17 protein-coding genes, 1 tRNA gene and 1 pseudogene are annotated in these 25,499 nt (G+C 39.7%); 4 read left to right on the forward strand and 15 right to left on the reverse strand.

The window, feature by feature from the left end; translation table 11 throughout:
• Positions 1–46 precede the first annotated feature (46 nt).
• Complete coding sequence (locus K8P02_RS11960) at positions 47–2,491, forward strand: glycoside hydrolase family 95 protein (RefSeq protein WP_025867376.1); 2,445 nt, start codon at positions 47–49, stop codon at positions 2,489–2,491.
• 98 nt (positions 2,492–2,589) lie between these two features.
• Here the strand turns inward: K8P02_RS11960 and K8P02_RS11965 are convergent, their stop codons facing one another.
• Together K8P02_RS11965 and gpmA are read right to left on the reverse strand one after the other, a co-directional pair.
• A complete protein-coding gene (locus K8P02_RS11965; protein WP_007486405.1) occupies positions 2,590–3,642 on the reverse strand; it encodes a class I fructose-bisphosphate aldolase in 1,053 nt (350 codons plus the stop codon).
• 54 nt (positions 3,643–3,696) lie between these two features.
• On the reverse strand, positions 3,697–4,443 hold the full coding sequence (gene gpmA, locus K8P02_RS11970) for a 2,3-diphosphoglycerate-dependent phosphoglycerate mutase (protein ID WP_025867375.1): 747 nt from the start codon (positions 4,441–4,443) through the stop codon (positions 3,697–3,699).
• Positions 4,444–4,708: 265 nt separating this feature from the next.
• On the opposite strand from gpmA, the pseudogene K8P02_RS21840 reads away from it, so the two are divergent.
• Positions 4,709–4,864: pseudogene (locus K8P02_RS21840) on the forward strand (ATP-binding protein); the annotation flags it as partial.
• Between the two features lie 130 nt (positions 4,865–4,994).
• On the opposite strand, the gene K8P02_RS11980 reads toward K8P02_RS21840, so the two are convergent.
• From K8P02_RS11980 to K8P02_RS11995, 4 genes are read right to left on the reverse strand one after another with little or no spacing between them, the layout of a single operon-like run.
• Positions 4,995–6,449, reverse strand: a complete 1,455-nt coding sequence (locus K8P02_RS11980; protein ID WP_025867374.1) for an ATP-binding cassette domain-containing protein — start codon at positions 6,447–6,449, stop codon at positions 4,995–4,997.
• Between the two features lie 5 nt (positions 6,450–6,454).
• Positions 6,455–8,452 (reverse strand): type I pullulanase, encoded by a 1,998-nt coding sequence (pulA, locus tag K8P02_RS11985; protein ID WP_195349065.1) that lies wholly within the window; start codon positions 8,450–8,452, stop codon positions 6,455–6,457.
• Positions 8,453–8,499: 47 nt separating this feature from the next.
• Positions 8,500–9,066 (reverse strand): crossover junction endodeoxyribonuclease RuvC, encoded by a 567-nt coding sequence (gene ruvC, locus K8P02_RS11990; protein ID WP_002561125.1) that lies wholly within the window; start codon positions 9,064–9,066, stop codon positions 8,500–8,502.
• On the reverse strand, positions 9,063–9,365 hold the full coding sequence (locus K8P02_RS11995) for a DUF4286 family protein (RefSeq protein ID WP_025867373.1): 303 nt from the start codon (positions 9,363–9,365) through the stop codon (positions 9,063–9,065). The genes ruvC and K8P02_RS11995 overlap by 4 nt, the downstream gene beginning before the upstream one ends.
• 113 nt (positions 9,366–9,478) lie before the next feature.
• Here K8P02_RS11995 and K8P02_RS12000 point away from each other — a divergent pair.
• Positions 9,479–9,552, forward strand: a tRNA-Ala gene (locus K8P02_RS12000).
• 134 nt (positions 9,553–9,686) lie between these two features.
• The gene (locus K8P02_RS12005) at positions 9,687–10,853 is read left to right on the forward strand and encodes a tyrosine-type recombinase/integrase (protein ID WP_025867372.1); all 1,167 of its coding nucleotides are present in this window, start codon (positions 9,687–9,689) and stop codon (positions 10,851–10,853) included.
• 101 nt (positions 10,854–10,954) lie between these two features.
• Here the strand turns inward: K8P02_RS12005 and K8P02_RS12010 are convergent, their stop codons facing one another.
• The 9 genes from K8P02_RS12010 to K8P02_RS12050 form a co-directional block, all read right to left on the reverse strand.
• Entirely contained in the window at positions 10,955–11,200 is a 246-nt protein-coding gene (locus tag K8P02_RS12010; RefSeq protein WP_025867371.1) for a DUF6965 family protein, read from the reverse strand.
• A 217-nt stretch (positions 11,201–11,417) separates the two neighbouring features.
• Positions 11,418–12,542 (reverse strand): putative phage abortive infection protein, encoded by a 1,125-nt coding sequence (locus K8P02_RS12015; RefSeq protein ID WP_223381314.1) that lies wholly within the window; start codon positions 12,540–12,542, stop codon positions 11,418–11,420.
• A gap of 170 nt (positions 12,543–12,712) precedes the next feature.
• Positions 12,713–13,186, reverse strand: a complete 474-nt coding sequence (locus tag K8P02_RS12020; protein ID WP_025867370.1) for a DUF6808 domain-containing protein — start codon at positions 13,184–13,186, stop codon at positions 12,713–12,715.
• Positions 13,183–13,677 carry an N-acetylmuramoyl-L-alanine amidase gene (locus K8P02_RS12025; protein ID WP_025867369.1) on the reverse strand — a complete coding sequence of 165 codons (495 nt, stop codon included), beginning with the start codon at positions 13,675–13,677 and terminating at the stop codon, positions 13,183–13,185. The genes K8P02_RS12020 and K8P02_RS12025 overlap by 4 nt, the downstream gene beginning before the upstream one ends.
• Positions 13,678–13,696: 19 nt before the next feature.
• Complete coding sequence (locus K8P02_RS12030) at positions 13,697–14,068, reverse strand: hypothetical protein (RefSeq protein ID WP_025867368.1); 372 nt, start codon at positions 14,066–14,068, stop codon at positions 13,697–13,699.
• Between the two features lie 49 nt (positions 14,069–14,117).
• Entirely contained in the window at positions 14,118–14,696 is a 579-nt protein-coding gene (locus K8P02_RS12035) for a hypothetical protein (RefSeq protein ID WP_025867367.1), read from the reverse strand.
• A gap of 66 nt (positions 14,697–14,762) precedes the next feature.
• The gene (locus K8P02_RS12040) at positions 14,763–15,053 is read right to left on the reverse strand and encodes a hypothetical protein (RefSeq protein WP_025867366.1); all 291 of its coding nucleotides are present in this window, start codon (positions 15,051–15,053) and stop codon (positions 14,763–14,765) included.
• A gap of 60 nt (positions 15,054–15,113) precedes the next feature.
• On the reverse strand, positions 15,114–16,922 hold the full coding sequence (locus K8P02_RS12045; RefSeq protein ID WP_025867365.1) for a hypothetical protein: 1,809 nt from the start codon (positions 16,920–16,922) through the stop codon (positions 15,114–15,116).
• Positions 16,919–25,444, reverse strand: a complete 8,526-nt coding sequence (locus K8P02_RS12050) for a tail fiber domain-containing protein (protein ID WP_223381315.1) — start codon at positions 25,442–25,444, stop codon at positions 16,919–16,921. The genes K8P02_RS12045 and K8P02_RS12050 overlap by 4 nt, the downstream gene beginning before the upstream one ends.
• Positions 25,445–25,499 lie beyond the last annotated feature (55 nt).

Raw genomic sequence — 25,499 nt, forward strand, 5'->3', positions numbered from 1 at the left:
ATTACAATTGAATAATCATCTTTGCTAAATTATTAATCATATTTATATGAAAAAGCTCTATTTATCTATTCTGACTGCCCTATTCATTGTAGGTGCCCGCGCAGAGAAACCGGATAACGTCCCCCCTCTTTCCATCTGGTTTGATACCCCCAACAACCTTGATGGACGCGCTATCTGGCAAAGAGCCGATGGTAAAGGTGAAAACCCGGACAAAGCTTGGGAAACAAGTTCACTACCTTTGGGAAATGGTAGTCTTGGAGCCAACATTATGGGTTCCATTGCTGCCGAACGTATTACATTAAACGAAAAGACCCTATGGAAGGGCGGACCAAATACTTCCGGCGGAGCAGACTATTATTGGAATGTAAATAAACAATCGGCACCAATATTAAAAGAGATACGCCAGGCATTCACAGCTGGTGACCAAAAACGGGCAGAGACACTGACCCGCAAAAATTTTAATGGTCTGGCAGCTTATGAAGAAAAGGACGAGACTCCCTTCCGCTTCGGTTCGTTCACTACCATGGGAGAGGTATATGTGGAAACCGGATTAAGTGAAATCGGCATGAGTGATTACAAACGCATTTTGTCATTGGATTCAGCCACGGCAACGGTCCGCTTCCTTAAAGACGGAATTAAATATCAAAGAAACTATTTCATCTCTTACCCGGACAGTGTGATGGTGATGAGATTTACTGCGGACAAACCGGGAATGCAAAATCTCACATTCAGCTACAGCCCCAATACTGAGGCACAAGGAAAGATAGAAGCAGATGGAACAAACGGTCTTTGCTACGCCGGAAAGCTAAATAACAATCAAATGAAGTTTGCACTTCGGTTCCGCGCCATAAACAAAGGAGGAACAGTAAGAGTTGAAAACGGAAAACTCGTGATAAAAGATGCAAACGAAGTTGTCTTTCTACTCACAGCCGATACGGATTATAAAATGAACTTTAACCCGGACTTCAACACTCCGGAAACGTATGTGGGAAATAACCCGGCAGAAACTACCCGGAACATGATGAAGCAAGCGGAAACAAAGACTTACGAAGTACTTTACCTTCGCCACCAAAATGACTATACCGCACTCTTCAACCGTGTGAAATTGAGTCTGAACCCTCAAGTGCCCATTGCAGACCTGCCTACTGATCAACGGCTGAAGCATTATCGCCAGGGAACTCCGGACTACTATTTAGAACAACTTTATTATCAATACGGACGTTATCTGCTGATAGCCAGTTCACGTCCCGGAAATATGCCGGCAAACCTGCAAGGTATATGGCACAATAACCTGGATGGCCCATGGAGGGTAGATTATCATAACAACATTAACATCCAGATGAACTACTGGCCTGCCTGTTCTACCAATCTGGACGAATGTATGTTACCTCTAATCGACTTTATACGTGGATTAGTGAAACCCGGAGAAAAAACAGCAAAGGCGTATTTTAATGCGCGTGGATGGACGGCTTCTATTTCTGCAAATATCTTTGGATTCACCGCTCCCCTATCCAGTGAACAGATGGAGTGGAACTTCAACCCAATGGCCGGCCCCTGGCTGGCTACACACATCTGGGAATATTATGATTATACGCGCGACAAAAAATTTCTTTCAGAAATAGGATATCCACTGATAAAAAGTAGTGCACAGTTCACTGCTGACTACTTGTGGCATAAACCGGATGGAACATATACAGCAGCCCCTTCTACTTCCCCAGAACATGGTCCGGTGGATCAGGGTGCTACCTTCGTACATGCAGTCGTACGGGAAATCCTTTCAGATGCTATTTCAGCAAGTAAGATATTAGGAGTAGACGCAAAAGAGCGCAAACAATGGGAAAATATATTAAAGAACCTGGTTCCTTATCAGATTGGCCGATACGGACAACTGATGGAATGGTCAGTAGATATGGATGATCCCGACGACAAACACCGCCACGTTAACCACTTATTCGGGTTACACCCGGGACATACTCTATCTCCCATTACGACTCCGGAATTGGCTCAGGCTGCCAAAGTAGTATTACAACACCGTGGTGACGGTGCTACCGGTTGGAGTATGGGATGGAAATTAAATCAATGGGCAAGATTACAAGATGGAAATCACGCCTATATGTTATTCGGAAATTTATTAAAGAACGGAACCTTAGATAATCTGTGGGATACCCATGCTCCCTTCCAGATTGATGGAAACTTCGGAGGAACAGCAGGCATTACAGAGATGTTGTTACAAAGCCATATGGGATTTATTCAATTGTTGCCGGCACTTCCTGATGCCTGGAAAGAAGGTTCAATCAATGGCATTTGTGCCAAAGGTAATTTTGAGGTCTCTATCGCCTGGGAAAATAACCAACTAAAAGAAGCAACTGTCACATCAAAAGCCGGAACACCTTGTACTATTAAATATGGTGACCAAACTCTCTCATTCAAAACTCAGAAAGGACAGAGCTACAAAATTGTAGGAGAAAGGGGGAAAATTAGGAGGGAATGATGAATGAAGTGATGAGTGATTAGTGATGAGTGATTAGTGGCTGCGCTATTATGCCGCATGGCACTAATCACTCATCACTAATCACTTACCACTATTTATCACGCTATCGTCACCGCCGGATCAAGATAAACATCCTGAATGGCATTCAATAATTCGACACCTTTATTCATAGGCTTTTGGAAAGCTTTACGTCCACTAATCAGCCCCATACCTCCGGCGCGTTTATTAACAACAGCTGTAACTACGGCATCTCTTAAATCGGAAGAACCATGAGATTCTCCACCGGAATTTATTAATCCAACGCGTCCCATATAGCCATTGGCTACCTGATAGCGACAAAGATCAATAGGATGTTCCGAAGCTAACTGTGTATACATACGTTCGTCTGTTTTACCAAAACCGATAGCAGTAAAGCCACCATTGTTTACAGGAAGTTTCTGTTTTACAATATCAGCTTTGATAGTCACACCAAGGCGGTCAGCCTGTCCGGTAAGGTCAGCAGCAGCATGATAATCCACACCATCTTTCTTGAAATCGCTATTACGCAAATAACACCACAAGATAGTTGCCATACCTAATTCATGGGCGTAATCAAATGCTTCGGCTATCTCCACCAATTGACGCCGGCTCTGTTCTGAACCGAAATAAATAGTAGCACCTACGGCTACAGCTCCCATTTCCCAGGCTTCTTTCACAGTGCCAAACAGTACCTGATCATACGTAGTAGGATAGCTTAACAACTCGTTATGATTCAGCTTCACCACAAAAGGAATCTTATGTGCATACTTACGTGCCACAGCACCCAATATACCAAAGGTAGAAGCTACGGCGTTGCACCCTCCTTCAATAGCCAGTTTCACAATATTCTCCGGATCGAAATAAATCGGATTCGGAGCAAAGGAAGCACCCGCAGTATGTTCAATATCCTGATCAACAGGAAGAATAGAAACATAACCGGTATTGGCCAGACGACCATGTCCGAGAATTGTTTGCAAACTACGTAAAGTCTGTATATTACGGTCAGAATCTATCCAAATACGATCAATCGTTTCGGAAGAAGGAATATGAATCATCGATTTATCTATAGTCTTGCAAGTATGGTCAAGGTAATATGCGGCCTTGTCACCCAATAAATCTGTTATTTTACTCATAATGTTGTTTTTTTAAAAATTAATAAAACCAGTAGTTGAAAGTTAGCATCCCAACTACTTTTTCTTGCCCTGGTTAGCCACTGCTTCCATCAGTTTTTTTATCTCTTCAGGATCACCCAGAAAATAATCATTCACCAAATTGAGATCATCGTCGAACTCGAAAACATAAGGCACTGCTGTCGGAAGATTTAAATTCACAATATCTTCATCAGAGATATGTTTCAAATGTTTGATAATCCCTCGTAAACTGTTTCCATGAGCTACAACAAGTAACTGATCAGCAGTTTTCAGATTTGGAAAAATGATACACTTCCAGTAAGGCATAATACGCTCAATGGTTTCTTTAAGAGACTCCGTACGGGGTAATTCGGTATCAGGAACTTCCTTATAGCGATTTTCAAAACGAGGATTGCGCGAATCATCTTCTGCCAATGCATGAGGAGCTACATCATAGCTACGACGCCAGATCAACACTTGTTCATCACCGTATTTAGCAGCCGTTTCTGCTTTATTCAATCCTTGCAATGCACCATAATGCTTCTCATTCAAACGCCAAGTTTTCTCTACCGGAATCCAGTCCTGATCTAACTTATCCAATGCACAATTTAATGTCTTCACTGCCCGCTTAAGATAAGAGGTGTAGGCTTTATCAAAATTAAAACCATTTTCTTTCAGTAACTCACCTGCTCTGTTGGCTTCGGCAATGCCTTTTTCCGTAAGGTCTACATCTGTCCATCCGGTGAAACGATTCTCTTTATTCCACGCACTTTCTCCGTGGCGAAGCAAAACTATTTTTTTCATCTGCCATTACTCCTTTCTGTTTTAGTATACAACACTTTTAGCAAGAGCAAAGTTCACTATAACAGATAAAGTTGTCAATACCCCAAAATACCGATTTATTATTTTCTTTCTCAATTCAAATGTGTACTTTTACAGCGTTAAAACACCGAATAAAAAGATACCACTTTGAAGACAAACAAACAGTCAGACAGCGAATTTATCTTTAAACTGATGAACAAAGCAAATATGGGTTGGTGGGAAGCCGATTTAAAAACAAAAAGAAGTATTCGAACACTTCGTCAAGCTCAACTCTTTTATCCTGGGTACCGGCTTAGGACTTTCCATTTGTCAAAGCATTGTCGCACAATTAGGTGGTAAAATTGGTCTTGAATCAGAACCAGGTAAAGGTTCTTGTTTTTGGTTCACTCACCCGTTAAACTAAATAACGCTTTGATATATTTTAGTGGATAGAAGTCGCAAATATTCATCACATTTGAAAGAAGTAAACTATTGCTCTTCTATCCACTAAAATTCCATTCATAACTTGAAGAATCCAAGAGAAAATCTTGTTCTTATCTATTTCTTTTCAAGAAAATACGATCTGAAATTACATCTGGTAACTCAGATTCATAATGAGTCACCATGATCATCGTTTTGTCCCGTCGACGGCAAAAAGCTTCAATCACCTTCTTCACTCGCCGGCGATTAAATGTATCGAGTCCATGAAGTGGCTCATCCAGAATCAGTAACTCAGGATCCTTAACAAATGCACGTGCCAATAATGCCAGCCGTTGTTCACCACTCGATAACTGTAGGAAAGGTTTATCTTTTAACCGGACAATGCCGAAAATATCCATCCACCATTCACATATCGCTATCTGCTCCTGTTGCGGACGTTTATAAAGTCCGATACTATCATGCAATCCACTTGCCACAATCTCAATAGTAGGCAGATTTTTCAAATAAGCCCGGTGCATTTCAGGGCTCACATAACCAATGTGTTTTTTTATCTCCCAAATACTTTCTCCCGTACCGCGTTTACGCCCAAACAAGTTAATATCGCAAGCATACGACTGTGGATTGTCGGCACAAACAAGACTGAGCAAGGTAGACTTTCCTGCACCATTCTCTCCACTGAGCGCCCATTTTTCACCCCGACGTACAACCCAGTCAAGCTCTTTAAGAATAATACGGTCTCCATAACGAATACTGACTTTGTTTAATCTTACGACCTCTTCCGAATCATAATTCGTACTTTCGTAAGGCAAATCGATAATACGTTGCTGTAGTTCTGTGAACGGTTCTTCCATCACATGTTCGCGATATCTCTCCAAATAGTCTTCACGAGGTATTTTATCATACACAGTCAAATGATCTACAGGAATAACGTGAGTTATAAACGAAGGCACATCGTCCAACATTGATAGTATGAGAACGATCTGTACAGACGACAACTTCGTAAGACGTTCGAGCAGACTGAAAAGCAGTTCACGCGTAGGTGCATCCAATCCGATAAAAGGATTATCCATAACAAGTACCCGTGGAGAAGTAAGCAACGCTTTTGTCAGCTGAAACTTTCTTAATTCCCCACTCGAAAGCAGAATTATCTTCTTATCCAGCATTGGTTCAATGCGAAACAGTTCAAACAATTCCTGTTTCAGAACCTCATCTTTTATCTCTCCCAACATTTCACGAACCTCGGGTGCATCCTCCTGATCGTGCGCATTCCAACGCTGCTGATAGTAATAATTGGCATCCGCTGCCCCATAAGTATCACGAAAAGCAATATATTTTACATTGTCATATACCGTATTGGTAACAGACGGAGAGAAGTCGTACACTAAACTTCCTTCCTTTAGCGGATACTTTCCCAAAAGCGTATCCACCAACAAGCTCTTTCCACCTCCATTAGGTCCCACCACGGCAATATGTTCTCCTGCTGACAGTGCCACCGTTACCGGTTGTGCCAAACGAATAAGCGGGTTGCGTGTTATGCCCCCCGCTATACTAATAGTATTCTGTATCATCTGTTTTATTTATACATTATCAATGCCGACTGTGCAGGAACAGTAACTTCTGGTCCGTACAACATTCCCATACCACGGCTATCAATCACTCCGTCACGGCAAACTACTGTATATTTACCTTCCGGTACCGTCAACTTCGCCGGAGTATTACGTGAATTATAGGCCACAACAATCTCTTCCCATTTATCTCCGTTAGCATGATCTTTCAAACGGAATGCCACCAGGTTACTACCTTCTACAGGAATAAATTCCAGATGCTTACGTACCAGATCAGCATCTCCCATACGAAAAGCAGGATGTGATTTACGTAAGTCTATCAACCGTTTGTAGTACGTAAACACATCGTTATTTGTTGTTTTGCGTTTCCAGTCGATAGCATTAATAGAATCCGGACTCTCATAACTATTGTGTACTCCCTTTTTATCACGCATGACCTCTTCGCCTGCCTGAATAAAAGGCACACCTTGTGAAGTAAATACTACTGTCTGAGCCAGCTTATCCAAACGTGCCAATAAATCCGGAGTGATTTCCGGGACACTTGATTTCAAACGATCTACCAGACACATATCATCGTGACAAGATACATAGCTAATCATTTGGGTAGGCTGTAATGCCCACGGTGCTTTACTATAATTCACCGAATCATAATTAATTTGCGGATGTTGGATAGCTCCCACGATACCAAATTTCAGACTTTCTTCTCCTCCGGGTAGCCCAGCAAGGAATGCACCTTTATGATTATCATTGAAAGGCCCTCTCAACCCGTCGCGTAATTCATCTGAGAATGCAGCAATGCCTGGCATCTCATGCACATTTGCCTTCATAGCCAACGAATCGGCCGGATATTCAGGAGCCTCAGCCGCCCATCCTTCTCCATATATATAAATAGAAGGATCTACTTTATCCACCGCTTTACGAATCTCGTTCATTGTCTCTATATCGTGAATTCCCATCAGGTCAAAACGAAAACCATCGATATGATATTCATTAATCCAGTACAATACCGATTCAATCATATACTTACGCATCATGGCACGGTCACTTGCAGTCTCATTCCCGCAACCGGAACCATTGGCCAATGTTCCATCTTCCTTATGACGATAAAAATAGCCGGGCACAGTACGCTCAAAGTTACTGTCAGCCGTGTTGAATGTATGATTGTAGACCACATCAAGTACTACACGAATACCTGCTTTGTGAAGAGCCTGCACCATCTGTTTGAATTCCTTAATACGTACAGCTGGATTGTATGGATCAGTAGAGTATGAACCATCCGGTACATTATAATTCTGAGGATCATATCCCCAGTTATATTTATTCTCGTTCAGCTTTGTTTCATCCACGGAAGCATAATCATAAGATGGCAACAAGTGTACATGGGTCACTCCCAACTCTATCAAATGATCTACTCCCGTCGACAATTTATCAGGATTCATAGTACCATGCTCTGTCAATGCAAGGAATTTTCCTTTATTCTTAATCCCCGAAGCAGAATCTACCGAAAAGTCCCGGTGATGCATCTCATAAAGAATAATATCCGCCGGCGACTTCAATCCTGGACGGGTATCTGTATCCCATCCCTCAGGATCGGTATCCCTCATATTGATAATTGCAGCACGCTTTCCATTCACCCCTACCGCTTTAGCATTAATTCCGGGGGTATCGCCTAACCACTTATCATTCACCTTTACATTGAAAGTATAAAATTTCCCCAGTAAATCCTTATCCACTGTAACCGTCCAGATACCTTCTTCGCCCGATACTAATGGCACTGTTTCATAAGCATGCCCACCTTCTCCGGCCTCAAACAACATCAACCGTACTTCATCTGCGGTTGGAGCCCAAAGAGAAAACTTTGTAGCAGCAGGTGTATATTCCATCTCCGTCAGATTTCCCGAACGTACGGGGTACAGTTCATAAGAAGTATATTCCTTTTTTGCAGGAGTACAACTCATTGCCACAACTGTTGTCACTCCAATTATTGCCAGATAATTAAACTTCATAGTATCCTTAATATATTAAAATCCAAATTTCCTGTTTTTAAAACAATTCACCTTACCTTGTCCGGATTCTTAGCTATAAAATCTTTCCATCCGTGGTAACCTTTTTCTATCGTAGGGCGTCCCATCTGAAGGAAATGGCAATAAGCTGCTGCCAATCCGTCTGTAGCATCCATAAAGACAGGCATCTCTTCCTTTGCCAAATGGAGCATCCGTTGCAACATATCCGCCACCTGCTCTTTAGACGCTTGACCATTACCTGTAATTGCCATTTTTATTTTTAGCGGAGCATACTCCGTAATCGGAATATCTCTGCTCAATGCTGCTGCCATTGCCACTCCCTGCGCACGTCCGAGCTTCAGCATCGACTGTACATTTTTCCCAAAGAAGGGTGCCTCAATGGCCAGTTCATCCGGCAAATAACTCTCAATAATACTTAATACACGTTCGTGTATATGTCTAAGTTTCAAATAGTGATCACCAAATTTACGCAAATCGATAACCCCCATAGCAACCATTTCAGGCTTTGTGCCCGTTACTCGCAAAATCCCATATCCCATAATGGTAGTACCAGGATCAATGCCCAGAATTATCTTTTCTTTGACCGGCTGTATCACTCTATTACCTCCATCAGTGTAGGAAATCCAATAGCTTTATCTTTAAATGTTTTTGATAATTCTTCATTCAGTTTCACCCCTTGCTCCAAATGCCAGCGATGCAACACTCCACTACTCTCCACTTCCCACTGTAAAGAATAAGATGTACCCTCATCCCGATGGCTTAGTATCCGACAAAGACGTGGTGACTTCAACGCTCCATGTTTCTCTATTTCAGGGATATAACATTCTTTGATCCATATCAAAAAATTATCGTGAATCTCATCATCCACTTGAAAGGTTGTATTATAGATAAGCATATTTTCTTTTTTGATTATTATTTACCGCAAACATAGCAATTATTTCAGAATAATGCATTATATTTGCGCCACGAAAACGGAACAAAGCCTGCAATCGTTGACGTAACTTAATTGGGGGGTTAGCTCATCTGGCTAGAGCGCAACACTGGCAGTGTTGAGGTGATCGGTTCGAGTCCGATACTCTCCACAATTCAACAAATAACATATTATAAATCAGAAATTTAATTGTTATTTTTATTATTTAGTCGGACACGAATCGGACAATATAAATGATTGATTACTAACTGCTACATTCTTCATATTTGAAAGAATGTAAAAAAAATGTATAACAAAACAAGAAAAGGAGCTTCTATTTCAGAAGTAATCAACTACACTCTCCCCAAATTACATGTCGGAAAAAACTGGTATATAGACTTTTTATGTTATGATCCTATTGAAGGAAAAATGAAAAGGAAAAAGTATATGCTTGATTCTATTCCCAAATTATCAGAACGAAAAAGACGTGCAACTGAAATCATCACTAACTGTACTCTTAGACTTCGATCCGGATGGAATCCCTGGGCAGACGTATCTGGTTCCAGGCAGTATACTAAGCTGGCTGATATTTGCGAGATCTACGTAAAGTACTTGGATAAATTAATGATATCTAAGGCTATTAAAGAGAAAACCAATACAGATTATAAGTCACGACTAAATGTATTAGTCGAATACAACAATAGTTTAGTAACACCTATTATATATATATACCAACTTAATCAATCTTTCATTAGCGATTTCTTGGATTACATACTTCTTGATCGTGACTCATCAGCAAGAACACGCAACAATTATCGAATATGGGCCTCCTCTTTCTGTGGTTGGTTACTTGAAAAACAATACTTAGAAAACAATCCTGTAGAAAAAATAAAAAGTTTATCTGCTGAGCAAAAAAAGAGATCTGCTATTACAAAAGAGGATCTGAAACGAATGAAGGATTATCTTGAGGAAACAAACAAATATTTTCTACTTGCCTGCAGAATGGAATACTATACACTAATTCGTCCAGACGAATTATCGAACATTCGGTTGTGTGATATCAACATTAAGGAACAGAAAGTTTTCGTCTCTTCAACAATTTCTAAAAATCGTAGAGACGGAATGGTGGGACTCAACGATGAACTCATAAGACTAATGCTTGATCTCAAGACCTTCGATTCACCTTCTCATTATTATCTATTTGGTAGAAACTTTCAACCTGCAGAGAAGAAAACTGATGCACGAGTTTTTAGAGAGTATTTTACCAAAATACGTATACCTCTAAAATTTCCTAAAAGTTACCAGTTTTATTCATTAAAAGATTCAGGAATTAGAGATTTGGCAAATGCGGAAGGGATTGTAATAGCAAGAGATCAGGCACGACATTCGGATATATCAACGACAAATAAATATTTGAAAGGAACTGATTTAAAAGTGCACGAGGAAACAAAACATTTTAATGGTTCATTCTAATAAAAAAAATTATCTGGTTATATTAAAATGGAATCTACTGTCCTACCATCCTACAAGATATAAATGGCTGAGTAATTACCTGGTTTATATAGACCAGGTAATTACTCAGTCTTTCCTTCTACCTTCTCTCTAAACTCCCACAGATGTTCAATCGTAGGATGGAACGTAGGATTCTCCCAATGAGACGAAATTGTGGCTATTGCACTATTAAGATAGATTTCACAATCAAGTATCTTTGTGCACTTGTTAAGTTGATAGGGGGCTTCAGGATATGTCTTATTTTCAAGCATATTCTTTGCCCAAGAGAGCAGTTCTTGTACTGATTCGTAGTCGTAATTATGTGCCATGATTTTTAATTTTCCGGCAAATATAATAAAAATCCCCGATCCATTAAGAACCGGGAAATGTCACTTGTCGCTACAAGTAAGCTTCTACTATTATCTTATTCTCAATCCACAGTGTACCATTTATAAACTAAAATATACCTTCTGTTATACTTCCCTATTAAATTGCCTGTGTGAAACATATTTTTTGTAATAATGAAGGGAAAGTTCAGCCCTCCCTTTAAATCTGCTTTATAACATTCTTATTGTTTTCTATCTGAACCGAATTGTATAGTTTCTTTAGAAGGTCACAGGAAACATATTCATTTTCAACCACAGTTTGAGACAAAATGGATGGAAAGTTTAGATACTCCATACGGGATACAGACTCATCATTTATCCCCTCCCGCAATCGTATATCTTTTAATTCAAGGTTATTGAATAGATCAGCACTCAAGTATAATTCTCGTGTCTTGGGAGTTGATAGCGAACTAAATGAATTGAAAAATAGTAGAGTTAGTTCATCTTTTGATAGTTGTGCCCGAAATATCTTTGAGTAATTTTTAGGTGAGTTGAACTCCGAAGCCATTTCCAAAATATAGTAAGCATTCCTAAAATATGTACCAAGTTGATTTTTATATGGAGCAAAACAATGGTCTGCAGCTTTAGTACAAGCTTCAGCTATAGATTTAAAGTTTTTCTGTTCTAAATAAATTTTAATAGCATTCAAACATAGGTAATCATAGGAATTTAAATGTACGGGCTGTATAGTAACCCTCCCACCGTACATCTCAAATCTATGTTCTGCATAAATGTTATCAATGGCAACCGCCAAATGGCTATACCTCAAGATCCATTGCTTTTCTGACATATTTTTGGGAATAATCCTACCTGCGAACTCCTCTTTGGAAAAATTCTTTGGAATACCTCTTCTTATTTCCAAATAAAAAGTATGGTATAATTCTACATAAATCTGTCGGTAAGTTTTCTCAGGTGTAACAAACTCATTGTATGGAGTTATTTTCCATTGAAATTTCTCTGAATCGTATTTCCAATCTATTCTTTTCACTCGTAAGGTATCCCGATATGAAATAAAAATCCTAAGTAACTCAAAAAAGACGGATCTGTCCTCGCTATTCAAAAATTGCTGTTTATTCTGTCTTAATGTAAAAAGAACTCCAATGAATGCTATAAATCCACTAATCGCTCCTACTACACTACCAAACTCTCCCCAGTCGATATTTTTATCTGCAAAATCACTTCCCGTTTGATAAAAATAGACAACCATAATAATTACTGCGATTAATCCGAAAATAACACTTCCCAAAATGAGCCAATCTTTTACATATCTTTTTATTTTTACCATAAATCAAAATCCAATATTTCAATAAAGAATTATATTGTCAGTCTTCAAATATAATCACTATTTGGATATTAAAAAAGTATTCTTTAAAATAATCAAATTAAAAACCTCGATTCCGAAGAACCGAGGCTACCACTTGTCTCTACAAGTAAGCTTCTACACATATATAACAATTACCACATAAATAAGTTATAACTCACTCCAATTCCTCCATAAAAGCCCGTTTGTCCAGGACACAACCCATATCCGGTTTGTATACCCAATCCCCATCGTTTCTTTTTAGCCTGCTCCCGAACATAGATTGTCTGCACTTTATTATATATATCAATACTGTCTAACTTTGCCCTATATCCAGATACCCATGCTTTGTAAAGTTCAGTCTCGTATACTGACTGCGAAATAGGAACAAACACCGTTACCGTATCGTGTACAGTATCACCATATTGGTTGATATATACAGGTACTAATACCGGATATGAATCAACCTCAGTAATATATACCGGATACGGAACAGGTTCTTTCACTGTATCCCAATACTCTACTGTATCCCGAATCACTTCTACCGGAACAGACTTGTGTGGACGGAACCAAGCCGCCACACAAACAATCAGCAACAATGTTACTAAAACCCAGGGTAACGCTTTCATGGTTTCACTACTGTATTACGAAGAAAATTGCAAAATTCACTACGTACATCGAAACACGGGCAAACCTTGATATATTCTGCCGGTTCTACCTCACCATTTCCATTAAGATCAGGAGATGTATCCCGGTGGCCCAATAGTTCAACTATATCATATTCCTTGCATAGTTTTGCTACCACATTACGAAGGGCGCGCTTTTGTGCTTCGGTACGAGTGTCTGCCGGGTGGCCATTCACATCAAGTCCGCCAATGTAGCAGATACCGATTGAGTGTTTGTTGTATGACACCCCGGAGAATCCTTTCGTATTGCAGTGTGCACCATCAATAGAGAGTGGGCGACCGTTCTCTACAGTACCATCGAGATCAATTACGAAGTTATAACCAATCTGGGAAAAGCCTCTCTGTCTGTGCATACGATCAATGTCCTTTGCACGCAGATCCTGACCGGCACGTGTGGCCGAGCAGTGGATAATAATGGAGTCTATTTTATTCATGTCTCTATTTTCTTATTAATTAGTAATCACTCGGTGGTTGCCGGTTAGCACACCCTCTCACATCACACTTCTTTATCTCGGCCTCTTTTAATCGTAGTTCAAGTTCATGCCTTTCCTTTATCAATTCAAGTTGTTCAGAACGCAACTTATTATTCTCAGAATAAAGGAAATCAACCTTAGCGTCTCTGGTAGCCATCCGTTTCTCCTGATTATCAATCTGCGATGACTGAGCATTGATAATATTCAATAGATTCTGTATCTCCATCCCATCAGCAGAAGCGTCTTCTTTCCGGGCATTCGTCTTACGATTCACCCAGAAAGTGATTAACCATGTGATCGTAGAACTACCTCCTATAGCCCCGATAATTGCCAGCCAGTCATTTAATCCCATCGCTTATTGTATTAATTGTTGCCCGGTCATAAGACCAGGCAACGAAAGATTATTCTACGAACAAGGCTCCAATCATGTTAATGAAGTGAGTTTTAGGTATTTTATTTCCATTAACCTCGATATCACCTTCAATACCGATCATTTTAATGATCGACTCAAATTGTTCAGCAGTGAATTTACGTTCATCAAATTTGATCTCTTCCTCCATTTTCTTATCATGAGCTTCACCGTAGTCTGAGTTCAGTTTTTCCAGCTCCTCGTCATAGGCATCTTTCTCTTTACGAATTTCTTCAGCTTCTTTAAGCTCTTCCGGAGTTGGTGCAGCCGGTTTCTCGATAAGATTTCCATTTTCATCTTTATCGCCCTTTTTCCATTTCTTCGCGGCTTCTGCACGGGAATCAATGTCTTTCAGGCGTTCCTGTCTTTCTGAACGCTCGTCGAATCCTTCTTTTTTCAAGCTTTCCAGAACATCCTTCATCTCTTCTTCAAAAGCATGCATATGCTTATCATACTGTACACGGGTTAAAACCACAATGGCATTCATGCCGGAAGGTAACTCTCTTCCTTCACATATCAGAGGAATGTTTCTAACGATAGCTGCTTTGTTGAAAATTTCTGCGTATTTCATAACTTTATATTTTAATTGATTAATTCTTCTTTTTAAAGTGGGACGATACAGAACCGCCCCGGTTAATTACTTTGTTGCCAATTCAGCTGCGAACTGTTCTTCGACAGCGGTAATAAACCCTGTTATTGCACTAATAGCAGGAACTGCCTGAGAGGAATCGTAGAAATTTGTGCTCAGTGTTTGATCACGCTGGTTAAACGATCCAATCTGGACATTTGCAGCATTGACTATTGTTCCGTTTTCAACGACTGCTAATACACCTTCTCTACTTTCACAGTCAGCACTCAGTTTAAATCCGCCTTCTTGACCACTAAAACTATACTTTGCGCTAATGGTCTTACCTTTTGTTACATTCATTGTTTCTTTAGTTTAATGAGTTAATAATATAATATATCTACGTTAATATCTTTTCCTTGCTTATACCTGAACCTGAACATTTATAACAGCTGTTGCAGGGTTCATATAATGTTCTGTCTGGGTAAAAGAACCCCCGAAAGTTTGAGTCTTGCCTTTTATTACGGTTATTGTTTCCTGCCATTGCAAGAAGTCCTCTCCTGTCTTTTGATCATTAAGTTTAAACCATACTTTATAATTCTCATGGGTCGTATTGGGAAGAACCGTAAACTGCCAGTACCAAGTGTTATTACTGTATTGCAATGACTTTCTATAAGTCAAGCTGTCGTCGTTTAAGAAGGTAGCATGATTCAGGCTTGGATACAACTCGCCTCTGTAATCGTCTCTATTGTACACACCTATCAGTTTATCTTCATTGTTGTTTGAATCGACCGTGTAGATGAACATGGTCCAGGACCGAGGATTCTGCAAGGTTGTATTTGCGAAGTATATGCCAAAGCCGGCTGTTGAGATCTTAGCCGTTTGATATCGGAAATCATAAGGTTGTATGGTACCTTGATTATTAAGTTCTATGATCTGAGTATTATAGTAGGATAACTGCGTTACAATTGCAGTTGATTGAACGACTATTTTGACTTTTGCCGGAGAAGATATTGCAACATCGCTGTTGTTGTAGAAATTGAAAACCAACTCGCGGACACTATCCATTTCTAAGGTTCTGACTTGGGAGCTCTCAGTATAATCTACATACAGCCCCGGAAGGTCTAAAGCTCGATAAACCTCTGAAGTGTATTCCTTCTTCACCTCGTAGCCGGATACATTATATGCCTTTATGGAATACACTCTGTTGGTGGAAGTAATACATACGGCAATAAGGACTTCGTCGTTAAAGTCAATCCATTTGTGATCGGAACTTATATTAGGATAGAAAGCAAATGTCTCCGGTCTGTTCTTCAGTAGTACTGAATCCTTATAATTATGTATTATGTTCTTCGTTTTATTGTAGACGACACAAGTCAGGTAAGCTGCATCGTAATACTCTCCTAATATATCCTTAATACTTAATAATGCATCATTAGTGCCCTGGTAACAAGACAAGGCAATCTTAGGAGGAACAACAACATCTTCTAACGTAATCTGGAACTTAGGGTCAAAACCATCTACCGATATCAGGTGTCTGTGTCCGGCTATAGAAGTATAATCGTCGCTATGACAGTAGCCTTCAAAATCCGTTAAACGTCCCCATGGCAAAAGGGTGTTCTTTTGCCAAACGTGGGTTATGGTATCTATCAAACCGGAATTGATTTCTCCGGAAGCTGGTAATCCGGTATATATTGGTAACATTCCCAATCGCCCGCTTTCTCCCCGGTAATTGTTTCCTACCCCAATATCCATGGCAGGGTTATTACTTTCGACAGGCTTATGCTTGCTAAGTATATTTACTTTAATTGAATTAGCTACATATACTGTATCCCAAAAACCGTTGTATTGCCCTAATCCAATAACCTGGTATGGTTCTGAGAGATTAATGGGGGCATTGATGACATTGTAGGAAAGTGCATAGAAAGCAGTATATTGTTCTATATGCTCTTCCTGCAAATTAACAGATCTCATACGGGCGGCAACAACTTCTCCCATGTTGATACTTCCAGTTGCATAGATGAAAAGCTGTACATTATTCTCAATGATAAGATTGGTGTACCTTACATTACCATAGGCAATCTTCACATCACAAGAATTAAAGTCTTTGAGAAAACCTTGTATCATCTCTTTAGAAGTCTTGATGATACTTCCTCCCTGGGCGTATATATTCTCTGTATCTATAACATCTATATATAGATTGCCATATACGACTAATGCCCTCTTTATCATATCCTACCTCCCAATCTCTTTATTTCTGATTTAAGTTTCTCATTCTCTTTCTCTAATGCATTGATTCTGCTTTCAAGACTTGCGGCATTTCTTACGACTGATCTTAGTCCTAATGTATTGAGTTGTGTAGCACCGGCAATCGTGGCTATAAAGTCAGGTGATATATAGTTGATCGAGCCGTAGCCATCTGCTGACTTATATGTAATATGAGGCATGATTTTCTCTACATTTTGATATATGAGTCCTGTATGCCTTTTTCTGTCAACCCCACCTTCGCCACGTTGCAAGGCGAGATCATTATAACTATAATCAAGTACACAGCCTAAAGACAACAGCCTTTCGTCGTATCGAACATTCCTATCAAAGTTTGTTTTCAGACGTTGATCAGATGCTGATTTAGCACTTATGCCACCGTCAGCAATTACGTTTCCACGTGTATAGATACTTCCACCTACACCGATGCCGCCGCCTACGGTCAATGCTCCATTACTATAACTTGTGGATGCTTTAGTAGACAAGATCTTCACACCATAGGCGGAGGATGCATTCGTGATAGACACGTCACCACCGTAATCGTTAAGATACAATACAGACATGATACCGTTGTTACGGGCCTGAATATCGTTGTGGTCGAAAGCGATGTTCCAGGAAGAAGGGTTACCGGAGATTATGCAACCGGATTCTTTATTTCCGGTTGAAATACCGATACCATCACATATTATTTTACTTTTTGAATCACCCCGGATTGTTCCGCCTATTAAATCAATAGTACCCCTCATGCCTAAATTAGCATTAATAGTAACATCACTATTAAAAGAAGAATAGCCATCAACTTGTAAATCATCCTGCAAGTATGTGAGATCAATTACATCTAATCCCATTCCAGCTATTACATGTCCTGCAAATGTAGTACTACCACTAACGTTAAGATCATCTGTTATAGTAACATCCCCACCTAAATGCGCAGATGCATGGGTTGTAAGCAGACCTATCTCAAAATCAGCCCATGTATTAGCAGCACCTCTATGCCAATTCCATTTTGTCGGAATAGTTCTCCCGGATCCACTCGCTCTAACATTGACTGCCATTGTCCCACCACCACTAAATATCAGTTCAGCATTATAAGAAGATATCTCTGCAATATTAGTATTGGTAGCTCTGAATATAACATTACCCGTCTTAAATCCGGGATTAGACGTTTCTAAATAAGCTGCATTGGTAGAAAGAACTCCATTGACCTGCAAGTTGGTTGTGATATCCATCCTATTAGCTGTGGCAGCAATAATTCTGTGTGTATAGTCAGCCGTAGAGTTGTTGTAGTGAAAATCAATATAAGGAGTTGGACCAGATAATTCCAGTTGCCCGTCCTGAAACATGCTTTTTCCAGACTTATACGTTGCAGCCGTAACAGTACCATTAACCTTAATATCATCAACTTGTAAGTATGCACAATAAATATTATAAGACCCTAACATAGAACTTGATTCATAGCATAATGAAGGGTGTTTCTTAGGTGCAGATATTAATGGTGCAGAATAACTATAATTGCCGCTTGACCAACTGTATCCGTTTGTATTTATAGCGATAGCAGAAGTTGAGTTGCTTATCGTATATAGATATTTAGCCCCACCTCTTAAGTAAACAATCTCAGTAGATGCATATGCGTTTTGTTCAATTCCACCACAAGGTTGAACACCGGTAGTAACACTGGAAACATAGTAATTAAATATTTTTCTCTGAATTGCAGTAGTTCCCCATCCACCGCCAAACACTTGCCAACTTAAATTCATGGTAAAACCGTTCGTATGTGTAGACCATGATGGTTTACTACCACTGTTAAGAGAAACAAAGATATTAATGGTAGTAGGTTCTTTGGCACTAATAGTGACACTACACGGGTAATAAGTGTTCTGATCCAATGAAGTTAAATCTAATGTCTTGCAATTATTAATAAAATCATTTAATCGTACTCTTACATAATCTCTACTATATTTACGATAGAAATTATCAGAACTATTAGTACATATGAATTGATCTAATACACCATTTTCACCTCTACCAGTATCACTATTAATATAATTTAGATAAACATATTTACTGCTATCTCTTGCCACAATAGTACTTGCAGAAGAACTTGTAGTTGCATGATAACCATCTAATAAGTCAGCATGAAGATTTGTTACCTTAGTAGTAGAAGATATTATAAGCGGAGCAGCACCTGTGGCGACATTTGAAACAAATTGATTGGCCAACATATTATTAGTACTATAAATATGCTTGTCTGCTCTCCAATAAGTTCCGTCATAAACAAATCTTGCGTCACCTTGTGTATTATATAACCCAATGTTGATTTTACTAAATCTAACCCAATCTGTTGCTAAAACAATACTTCCAGTAACATTTAATCCTGCGCTCATTGTTACTGCGCCACTGAAGTTACCTAATACCGAATAAACATTTTTCCACCTATTGGCATCCGTACCATTAGCAACTAAGTTATGAGTTCCGGGATATATTCTGTCACCACTTATAATGACATCCGAATTTGCAGCACTTACAGCTTTACCATTGGATACGAATGCCATATAACCAGAAGCAGGACAAGTTATATAGTTAACGCCGGCCCTTGAGAACTTTATATGACCTTCTTGATTTTGACTTGTTATAGTTAAAGTAGGTACAGACAACGCTCCGGTCATTATGCCACCGGCTTTTTTCAAATATATAGGATCAAGAGTAACAGCGTAATTATTGGTATCTAATAATGTATACCAGGCTCCCCATGAAGTAGCGTTATAGTTTCTGTTTCTATGTCTGACACTACCGGTAGAACTTCCATCAAACCACAATTGAGGTTTCCAATGCCCCGAAATACCATTTATTTCAAGTACATTTCCATAAGTAGAAGGAGTGTTGGCAATAGTATAACTATCGTATGCCTTTACTTTCAATGCGTCTACTGCTAAATTTGCAGGATCAAAGTTTGTGGTAACAGTTAAGACATTGGAACTATTAGCTGTCGTAGCAGAACTGGCAGTAGCAGCATTACCAGTAATATTAATACCCCAACTACCGGATGCACCGCCACCAGTTTTCGTAGGAGCATAATTAGCAAAATTACCACTGTCAAGAACGACACGACGGGTACCCCATGCAGTAGCCCCGAACGCTTGATAGTGAATAGCCATTTCACCGTTACTTTTATTAAAAGTAATAAGATTACTACCACCACCAGAATTATCTACATAACTACTTAGGTATAAAGCATCATAATAAGTACCTGTGCCTATGCCTGATTGTGTACCATTTAAAAAATACAATTTAAGTAGACCATTTCCTGTGGCATTAGGCTTTACGCCACGTTCTGTTGTAGAAGAATTGATATAATTAGGCGTTCCCTTAGTAAAAGTAACAGTAGTTCCGCTTTTACTAACCGATTTTAAAAATTCCCCTGTGCCGGCAGTCACAAAGTTTAAGGCACTTCCTCCCTCTAATGAAGCTATTCGAGCAGCAAGTCTATTAGTTGTATCTGCATTGAAAGTGTTGGTGTAATCAGTACTACTATATGATTTGCCAAGATCATCATACCCATACACATTTTGAATAAGTCCACCGCCTGAGCCGCCTGAGCCTGAAGCATATCCCTTAGCAGACATACCACCAGTTGATACAAGATTAGCAACTGTACCATCTTCTCTTGATATTACCAACCCATTATAATCTTCGTTCACAGAGATTCGATATTTCTTTCCATTGTTGGCACTGATGATCAAACTTCCATTAAAATATGAGTCGCCGTTTACATGCAATCTATATGAGGGCGTAGTAGCACCAAGACCGATACCGACCTTACCATCCTGAGTTATATTAATTGCTCCATTAATTCCAAATCCTACATACGCTTTTTCACCAGATATTTGGAAATGCGCTGTTAAATCACCTTTAGTAAGGCTATAATACGGATTAGTATTACTATAATTAATACGATAATAAGGAGATACTATACTACCATTTATATACTGATTACCTGCTACTGCTAATCTATAATTTGAATCATCATTTTCTGAATCTCCTAAATTTAATCTTCTAAGATGTCCAACTCCTGTTGTTCTTAGAGACCAATATGTAGTACCAGAACTGGCACACATATTTCCTGCTTGTACCCATCCTGTACCGTCACTATTACCTAAGAATAAATTAGAACCAGAAGTATTACTAACTCTCGTAATCCCAGACGCTTCTCCAGATACATCAGTAGTACCATCGAATAACTGTCCGAATATTCTCCTACTGTTAGCTAATTTAGTAGCAGAAGCGACATTATCAGTAAGCAACGCAGAAACAGAAGGAGTTATAGTTACTGATCTTGTAACTTCCGCTGTAGGCTTAGCAGCGTTTGTAATACTTTCTACTACATTAACTCCATAATAATTACCATTACCATTTGTATATCTGGCAATTATACTGAAAGATTGATAAAGCCCCGTCTGTTTAAACCAGAGATATACTTGCCCGTCGTAATTAAAAACGTCTATGCTGCCAAAATTATATCCATTGTGAACGGCAGATGGATTAACTATCTTATTTTCCGGTGGGTAATTGTAGAACTGAATAGTTGTATCAATAGGTACATTTTTTGCATTATACGAATTGCCAATAATATGTACAGTTATCATACATGCTTCTGTGGCACGGGCAGTTAATCTAACAAGACAACCATTAGTATTACTATAAGCATTATGATATACATATCTACCTCTATCGTATCCACCTAAATACTGGCTATTCAAATTATTAACCATTGTGGAAGAACTAACAATAAGAGGTGCAGTTCCATTAGCAATATTAGATACTAACCTTGTCCCAGTGATTGTTGATATGGAAAGAACTGCTTTATCAGCGTACCACTGAAAGCCGTCATAGAACCAACGTGCATCACCACCTTTGTTATACAATCCGCCTCCGACTAAATCATTCTGAAACCAACCCTTTTTGGTGACAATATAATTCTCAGCATTAACATTTCCACCAGAATTAATGGTACCAGCTGCATTGATACTACTTCCTGCTGTAATAACACCACTAAAGTTTCCTAAAACAGAAAATACGTTAGACCATCTGTGGGCATTAGTTCCATTGGTAACAATTCCCGTGCCTCCGGAATATATCCCGTTGTTTGTAATGATGAAATCTGCATTATTAGGATCAGTAACCTTATTATTCATTACAAAAGCTAATAAAGAATTTGCAGGAGTTGTTATATAATTATAACTACCTCTACTGAAAGCAATATGTTTCACTCCATCAGTACTACTTATAACAAGATTGGGAACAGTCAAAGCACCGGTCATGATATCTCCTACTTTACGTACATAAGTAGAAGATGCAGAAACAGTAGTCAAATAAGTACTGCTATCCACACTACCATCAGCCTTTAAGAACTGAGCAGAAGTACCGCCAGTCTTTCTAATAGATGAAGCTTCAAAAGCAACATTACTCTTAACAAGAGTATCATTAAAGGTAATCCACGGATTTGTATAATTCTGTCCGATATATAAATAATTTAATGCTTGGTCGCTGCCATAAGCGCCAAAGGTTCCATAGTTTGTCGCGCCATCAGCTTTTCTAAAGATTAATCCTCTCGTCCAGCCCCCGACGTAATTACTATTGTGAACAGTTATTATATCTCTACCATTAATAACAGTCCTAAGATTACCATTACTGCTGAAAAAAGTCTTATCTCCTGTTATTTCCTGAGCAGTATTAAGTGTAACATAATTAGCTAAAGATTGATGTTGAGTAAGGTATCCTTGTCCTGATACCCAACCTTGCGTTGCATACTTGTTAGTGGTAAGATAAGCCTTCAAAGCAGTTTCATCAAGTCGCTGTGCAGCTTTCCACTTACCGGCCAAGGCATCGTATGCCAGAACATATCCATCTGCTACCCCTTCAACTCCCGTACCGGATGCATTAGGAATAACATCTAACAACTGGTATAACGCAGAAGCACCTCCTCCGCCACCACCGGAACCGGCTGCACGACCTTTTGCAGAAAGATAAGTGTTACTGTAGAACCCGACCTCTTCACCTTTATATGTAGCAGGGCGGATACCCTTATTATCTTCATCGCGTACAAACCAGGCTGCTATGGCTGCGTCAAATTTGCTCTGAAAATCATTAGAGTTTAGTTTACTATTTAAAGCGTCTTGCAGACCTGTGATCTTACTGATTGCCAAAGACGGAATATCAGATGCAATCAAAGATGTGCCGGAAGTAACACGGCCATACTTATCAACCGTTAGTTTTGTATATGTTCCGACAGAAACACCAGTCTCACCTAATGAGAGTGTGATATCTTTAGATAGTATTCCACCACCGGTAAGACCTGTACCAGCTTTGACGGAGGTTGTGATATCTACTTTTCCCCGAAGGAGTTCAACCATGTTGGCAGAATCGGGGAAGTTCTCGAATACCTTCTGAAACTCTTTCCAGTTGTCGATAGTATCCGATATACTTTCTCCGGACAAGAAACTGTTTAGCTTATCCGAAACAGTCTTTAGATCTGTCTGTTTTGCATAGCCAGATAAAGCATGATTGCCCCAGCCGTAGGCCGCATTCCAGTTCGCTTTATCGGATGCAGTAGCTGCGAGATAGCCTTTGTCCGCAACCCATTTCTCTGTAGCATATCCGGCCAAGGAGGGAATATCCGATTTCTTGGCATAGTTGTTTTTAGACAAGTAAGCAGCAAGTTGGTTTTCATTCAATCCGGCTTCTCCTGCTTTCCATCTATCAGCTAAGGCATCATATTTCAGAATAGAGCCATCTACGGCCCCTTCGACTCCTGTGCCAGTAGAATTTGCAATGACATCCACCAATTGATAAAGAGCTGAAGCACCGCCAACTCCTCCCGCGGAACCAGGCGAATAACCTTTTGCAGATACACTACCGGAAGCTGCTATACCAGCAGCACTACCATCAGATTTTGAAATTCTAAGAATGTTGTACTCAGGGTCCCATTCTATAAGTCCGTCGCCAATACGTATCCCCTCTTTTGCTTCGATCAACTTCTCTGAGGATAAGCCTTTAAGAAAAGATATCTGATTTCTGGCAGTATCTTTATGAAAAGAATGAGCTTCGTCAGCTATTCCAGATTTGATTTTCTTTCCGGAAACAAGCAAGTATTCTTCGCCATATGAAAGTAATTCCAGAAGATTAAAATTATTGTGTTGGTGACCAATACCACCACCCCCAACATAGTTCTTAGCGATGCGTTCGGCGATAAAGTCACTTAAGGATCCTGAAGTGGCGGTATACCACTTTTCGGAATAAGGATCCTGCACGGGAAAAAGTGCCCCCTCGGTGAGTGGAAGGCGGGGAAATTCAACAAGCCGAGGGGGCACCGTAAAAGACCCGACACCGGGAACGGTGATATTTAAATCTCCGGCAGGTTCGGTTCGCGGAATGTTAAGAAAGGGTCGGGCATCGGCATACTTGTAAGTGAAAGTATAATTGCTGGGGAGTTCACGATCTGTATAGGTGACGTTGCTCTCTGTTACAACAATCGGACGAAGATAAGATCCGGTATAGATGTACTTTGACAAAGAGGGGAAAAAGTCAAGTAGCCAACGACGTTCCTGGATATTAAGATAACCGGTATTTTTTTGAAATTTGCGTTCGGTGTCAACACGATATTCCAAAGAGTTGTCTTCTATCTCGGCTATGTTATGGGTATGTTCGCCAGTGAAATCACATGAACCATATGCACGGAAAGTATCGATACCTCCCAGAGAATTCTCGAATAGGATCCATTGTTCTTGCTCGGATAACATATCGGAGGCATAATATCTTTGTATATAGGTAAGACGAACACCTTCTGTATTTTCAATCCATACGTCATAATAACCAGGAAGCTCATTGTCGAGTTTCCCTGCAACAGAAGCATATTGCAAAGGAATGGTATATGCTTTTCCAGCTTCGAAGTCAGAAAGAGTAATATCTTTCTGAGTAATGACGGATCCGGAATCATCGGTAAAGTATGCACGTAACTTCACGATGCAGGGGACAACTGCATAATAGGTAAGAAACTCCGGTGAATAATAAGTAACCGGCTTAACAGTAGGCTGCCAGGTAAGAAAGTTCTGAGTCAGAAAATTTGTTGCTGTATCGGCAAAACGATCTATACCTGCACGAACAGCACGAAAAGTGATATCGGTATAAACCGGATCTCCGGAAACATCGGGATTGACAACATACTCATCAGAAAAACGGGCAGTAAACGTATCGGCAAGGGTTGGTTGCAGATAGACCTGAGACAACTCCTGAAGCTGAAAAGAGAGACATGAATGAATGATATCTTTCAAACTTATAGTAACAAGACCATCCTGGCCGGGATCGTAACTTTGCGACAAGATTTCAGTAGCTCCCTGCAGGAGTACGAATGAAATTTTTCCGGAAGTACTAATGCGGAAATCCTTAATATTCCCGGAAAGAGATAACGCATCTGGTTGCTGAAGAATCGTCATATCAATAGCTATTATTTTGAAACGAAAGTAGGAATAAGAGGGTGGGAATAAAAGG

The organism is Bacteroides nordii (genome assembly GCF_019930665.1).
GTDB lineage: Bacteria > Bacteroidota > Bacteroidia > Bacteroidales > Bacteroidaceae > Bacteroides > Bacteroides nordii.

Excerpts from the sequence above, each read along its gene's own strand:
- K8P02_RS11960 (WP_025867376.1), top strand. The coding sequence starts at position 47 with ATGAAAAAGCTCTATTTATCTATTCTGACTGCCCTATTCATTGTAGGT.
- K8P02_RS11965 (WP_007486405.1), bottom strand. The coding sequence starts at position 3,642 with ATGAGTAAAATAACAGATTTATTGGGTGACAAGGCCGCATATTACCTT.
- gpmA (WP_025867375.1), bottom strand. The coding sequence starts at position 4,443 with ATGAAAAAAATAGTTTTGCTTCGCCACGGAGAAAGTGCGTGGAATAAA.
- K8P02_RS11980 (WP_025867374.1), bottom strand. The coding sequence starts at position 6,449 with ATGATACAGAATACTATTAGTATAGCGGGGGGCATAACACGCAACCCG.
- pulA (WP_195349065.1), bottom strand. The coding sequence starts at position 8,452 with ATGAAGTTTAATTATCTGGCAATAATTGGAGTGACAACAGTTGTGGCA.
- K8P02_RS11995 (WP_025867373.1), bottom strand. The coding sequence starts at position 9,365 with ATGCTTATCTATAATACAACCTTTCAAGTGGATGATGAGATTCACGAT.
- K8P02_RS12005 (WP_025867372.1), top strand. The coding sequence starts at position 9,687 with ATGTATAACAAAACAAGAAAAGGAGCTTCTATTTCAGAAGTAATCAAC.
- K8P02_RS12010 (WP_025867371.1), bottom strand. The coding sequence starts at position 11,200 with ATGGCACATAATTACGACTACGAATCAGTACAAGAACTGCTCTCTTGG.
- K8P02_RS12015 (WP_223381314.1), bottom strand. The coding sequence starts at position 12,542 with ATGGTAAAAATAAAAAGATATGTAAAAGATTGGCTCATTTTGGGAAGT.
- K8P02_RS12020 (WP_025867370.1), bottom strand. The coding sequence starts at position 13,186 with ATGAAAGCGTTACCCTGGGTTTTAGTAACATTGTTGCTGATTGTTTGT.
- K8P02_RS12025 (WP_025867369.1), bottom strand. The coding sequence starts at position 13,677 with ATGAATAAAATAGACTCCATTATTATCCACTGCTCGGCCACACGTGCC.
- K8P02_RS12030 (WP_025867368.1), bottom strand. The coding sequence starts at position 14,068 with ATGGGATTAAATGACTGGCTGGCAATTATCGGGGCTATAGGAGGTAGT.
- K8P02_RS12035 (WP_025867367.1), bottom strand. The coding sequence starts at position 14,696 with ATGAAATACGCAGAAATTTTCAACAAAGCAGCTATCGTTAGAAACATT.
- K8P02_RS12040 (WP_025867366.1), bottom strand. The coding sequence starts at position 15,053 with ATGAATGTAACAAAAGGTAAGACCATTAGCGCAAAGTATAGTTTTAGT.
- K8P02_RS12045 (WP_025867365.1), bottom strand. The coding sequence starts at position 16,922 with ATGATAAAGAGGGCATTAGTCGTATATGGCAATCTATATATAGATGTT.
- K8P02_RS12050 (WP_223381315.1), bottom strand. The coding sequence starts at position 25,444 with ATGACGATTCTTCAGCAACCAGATGCGTTATCTCTTTCCGGGAATATT.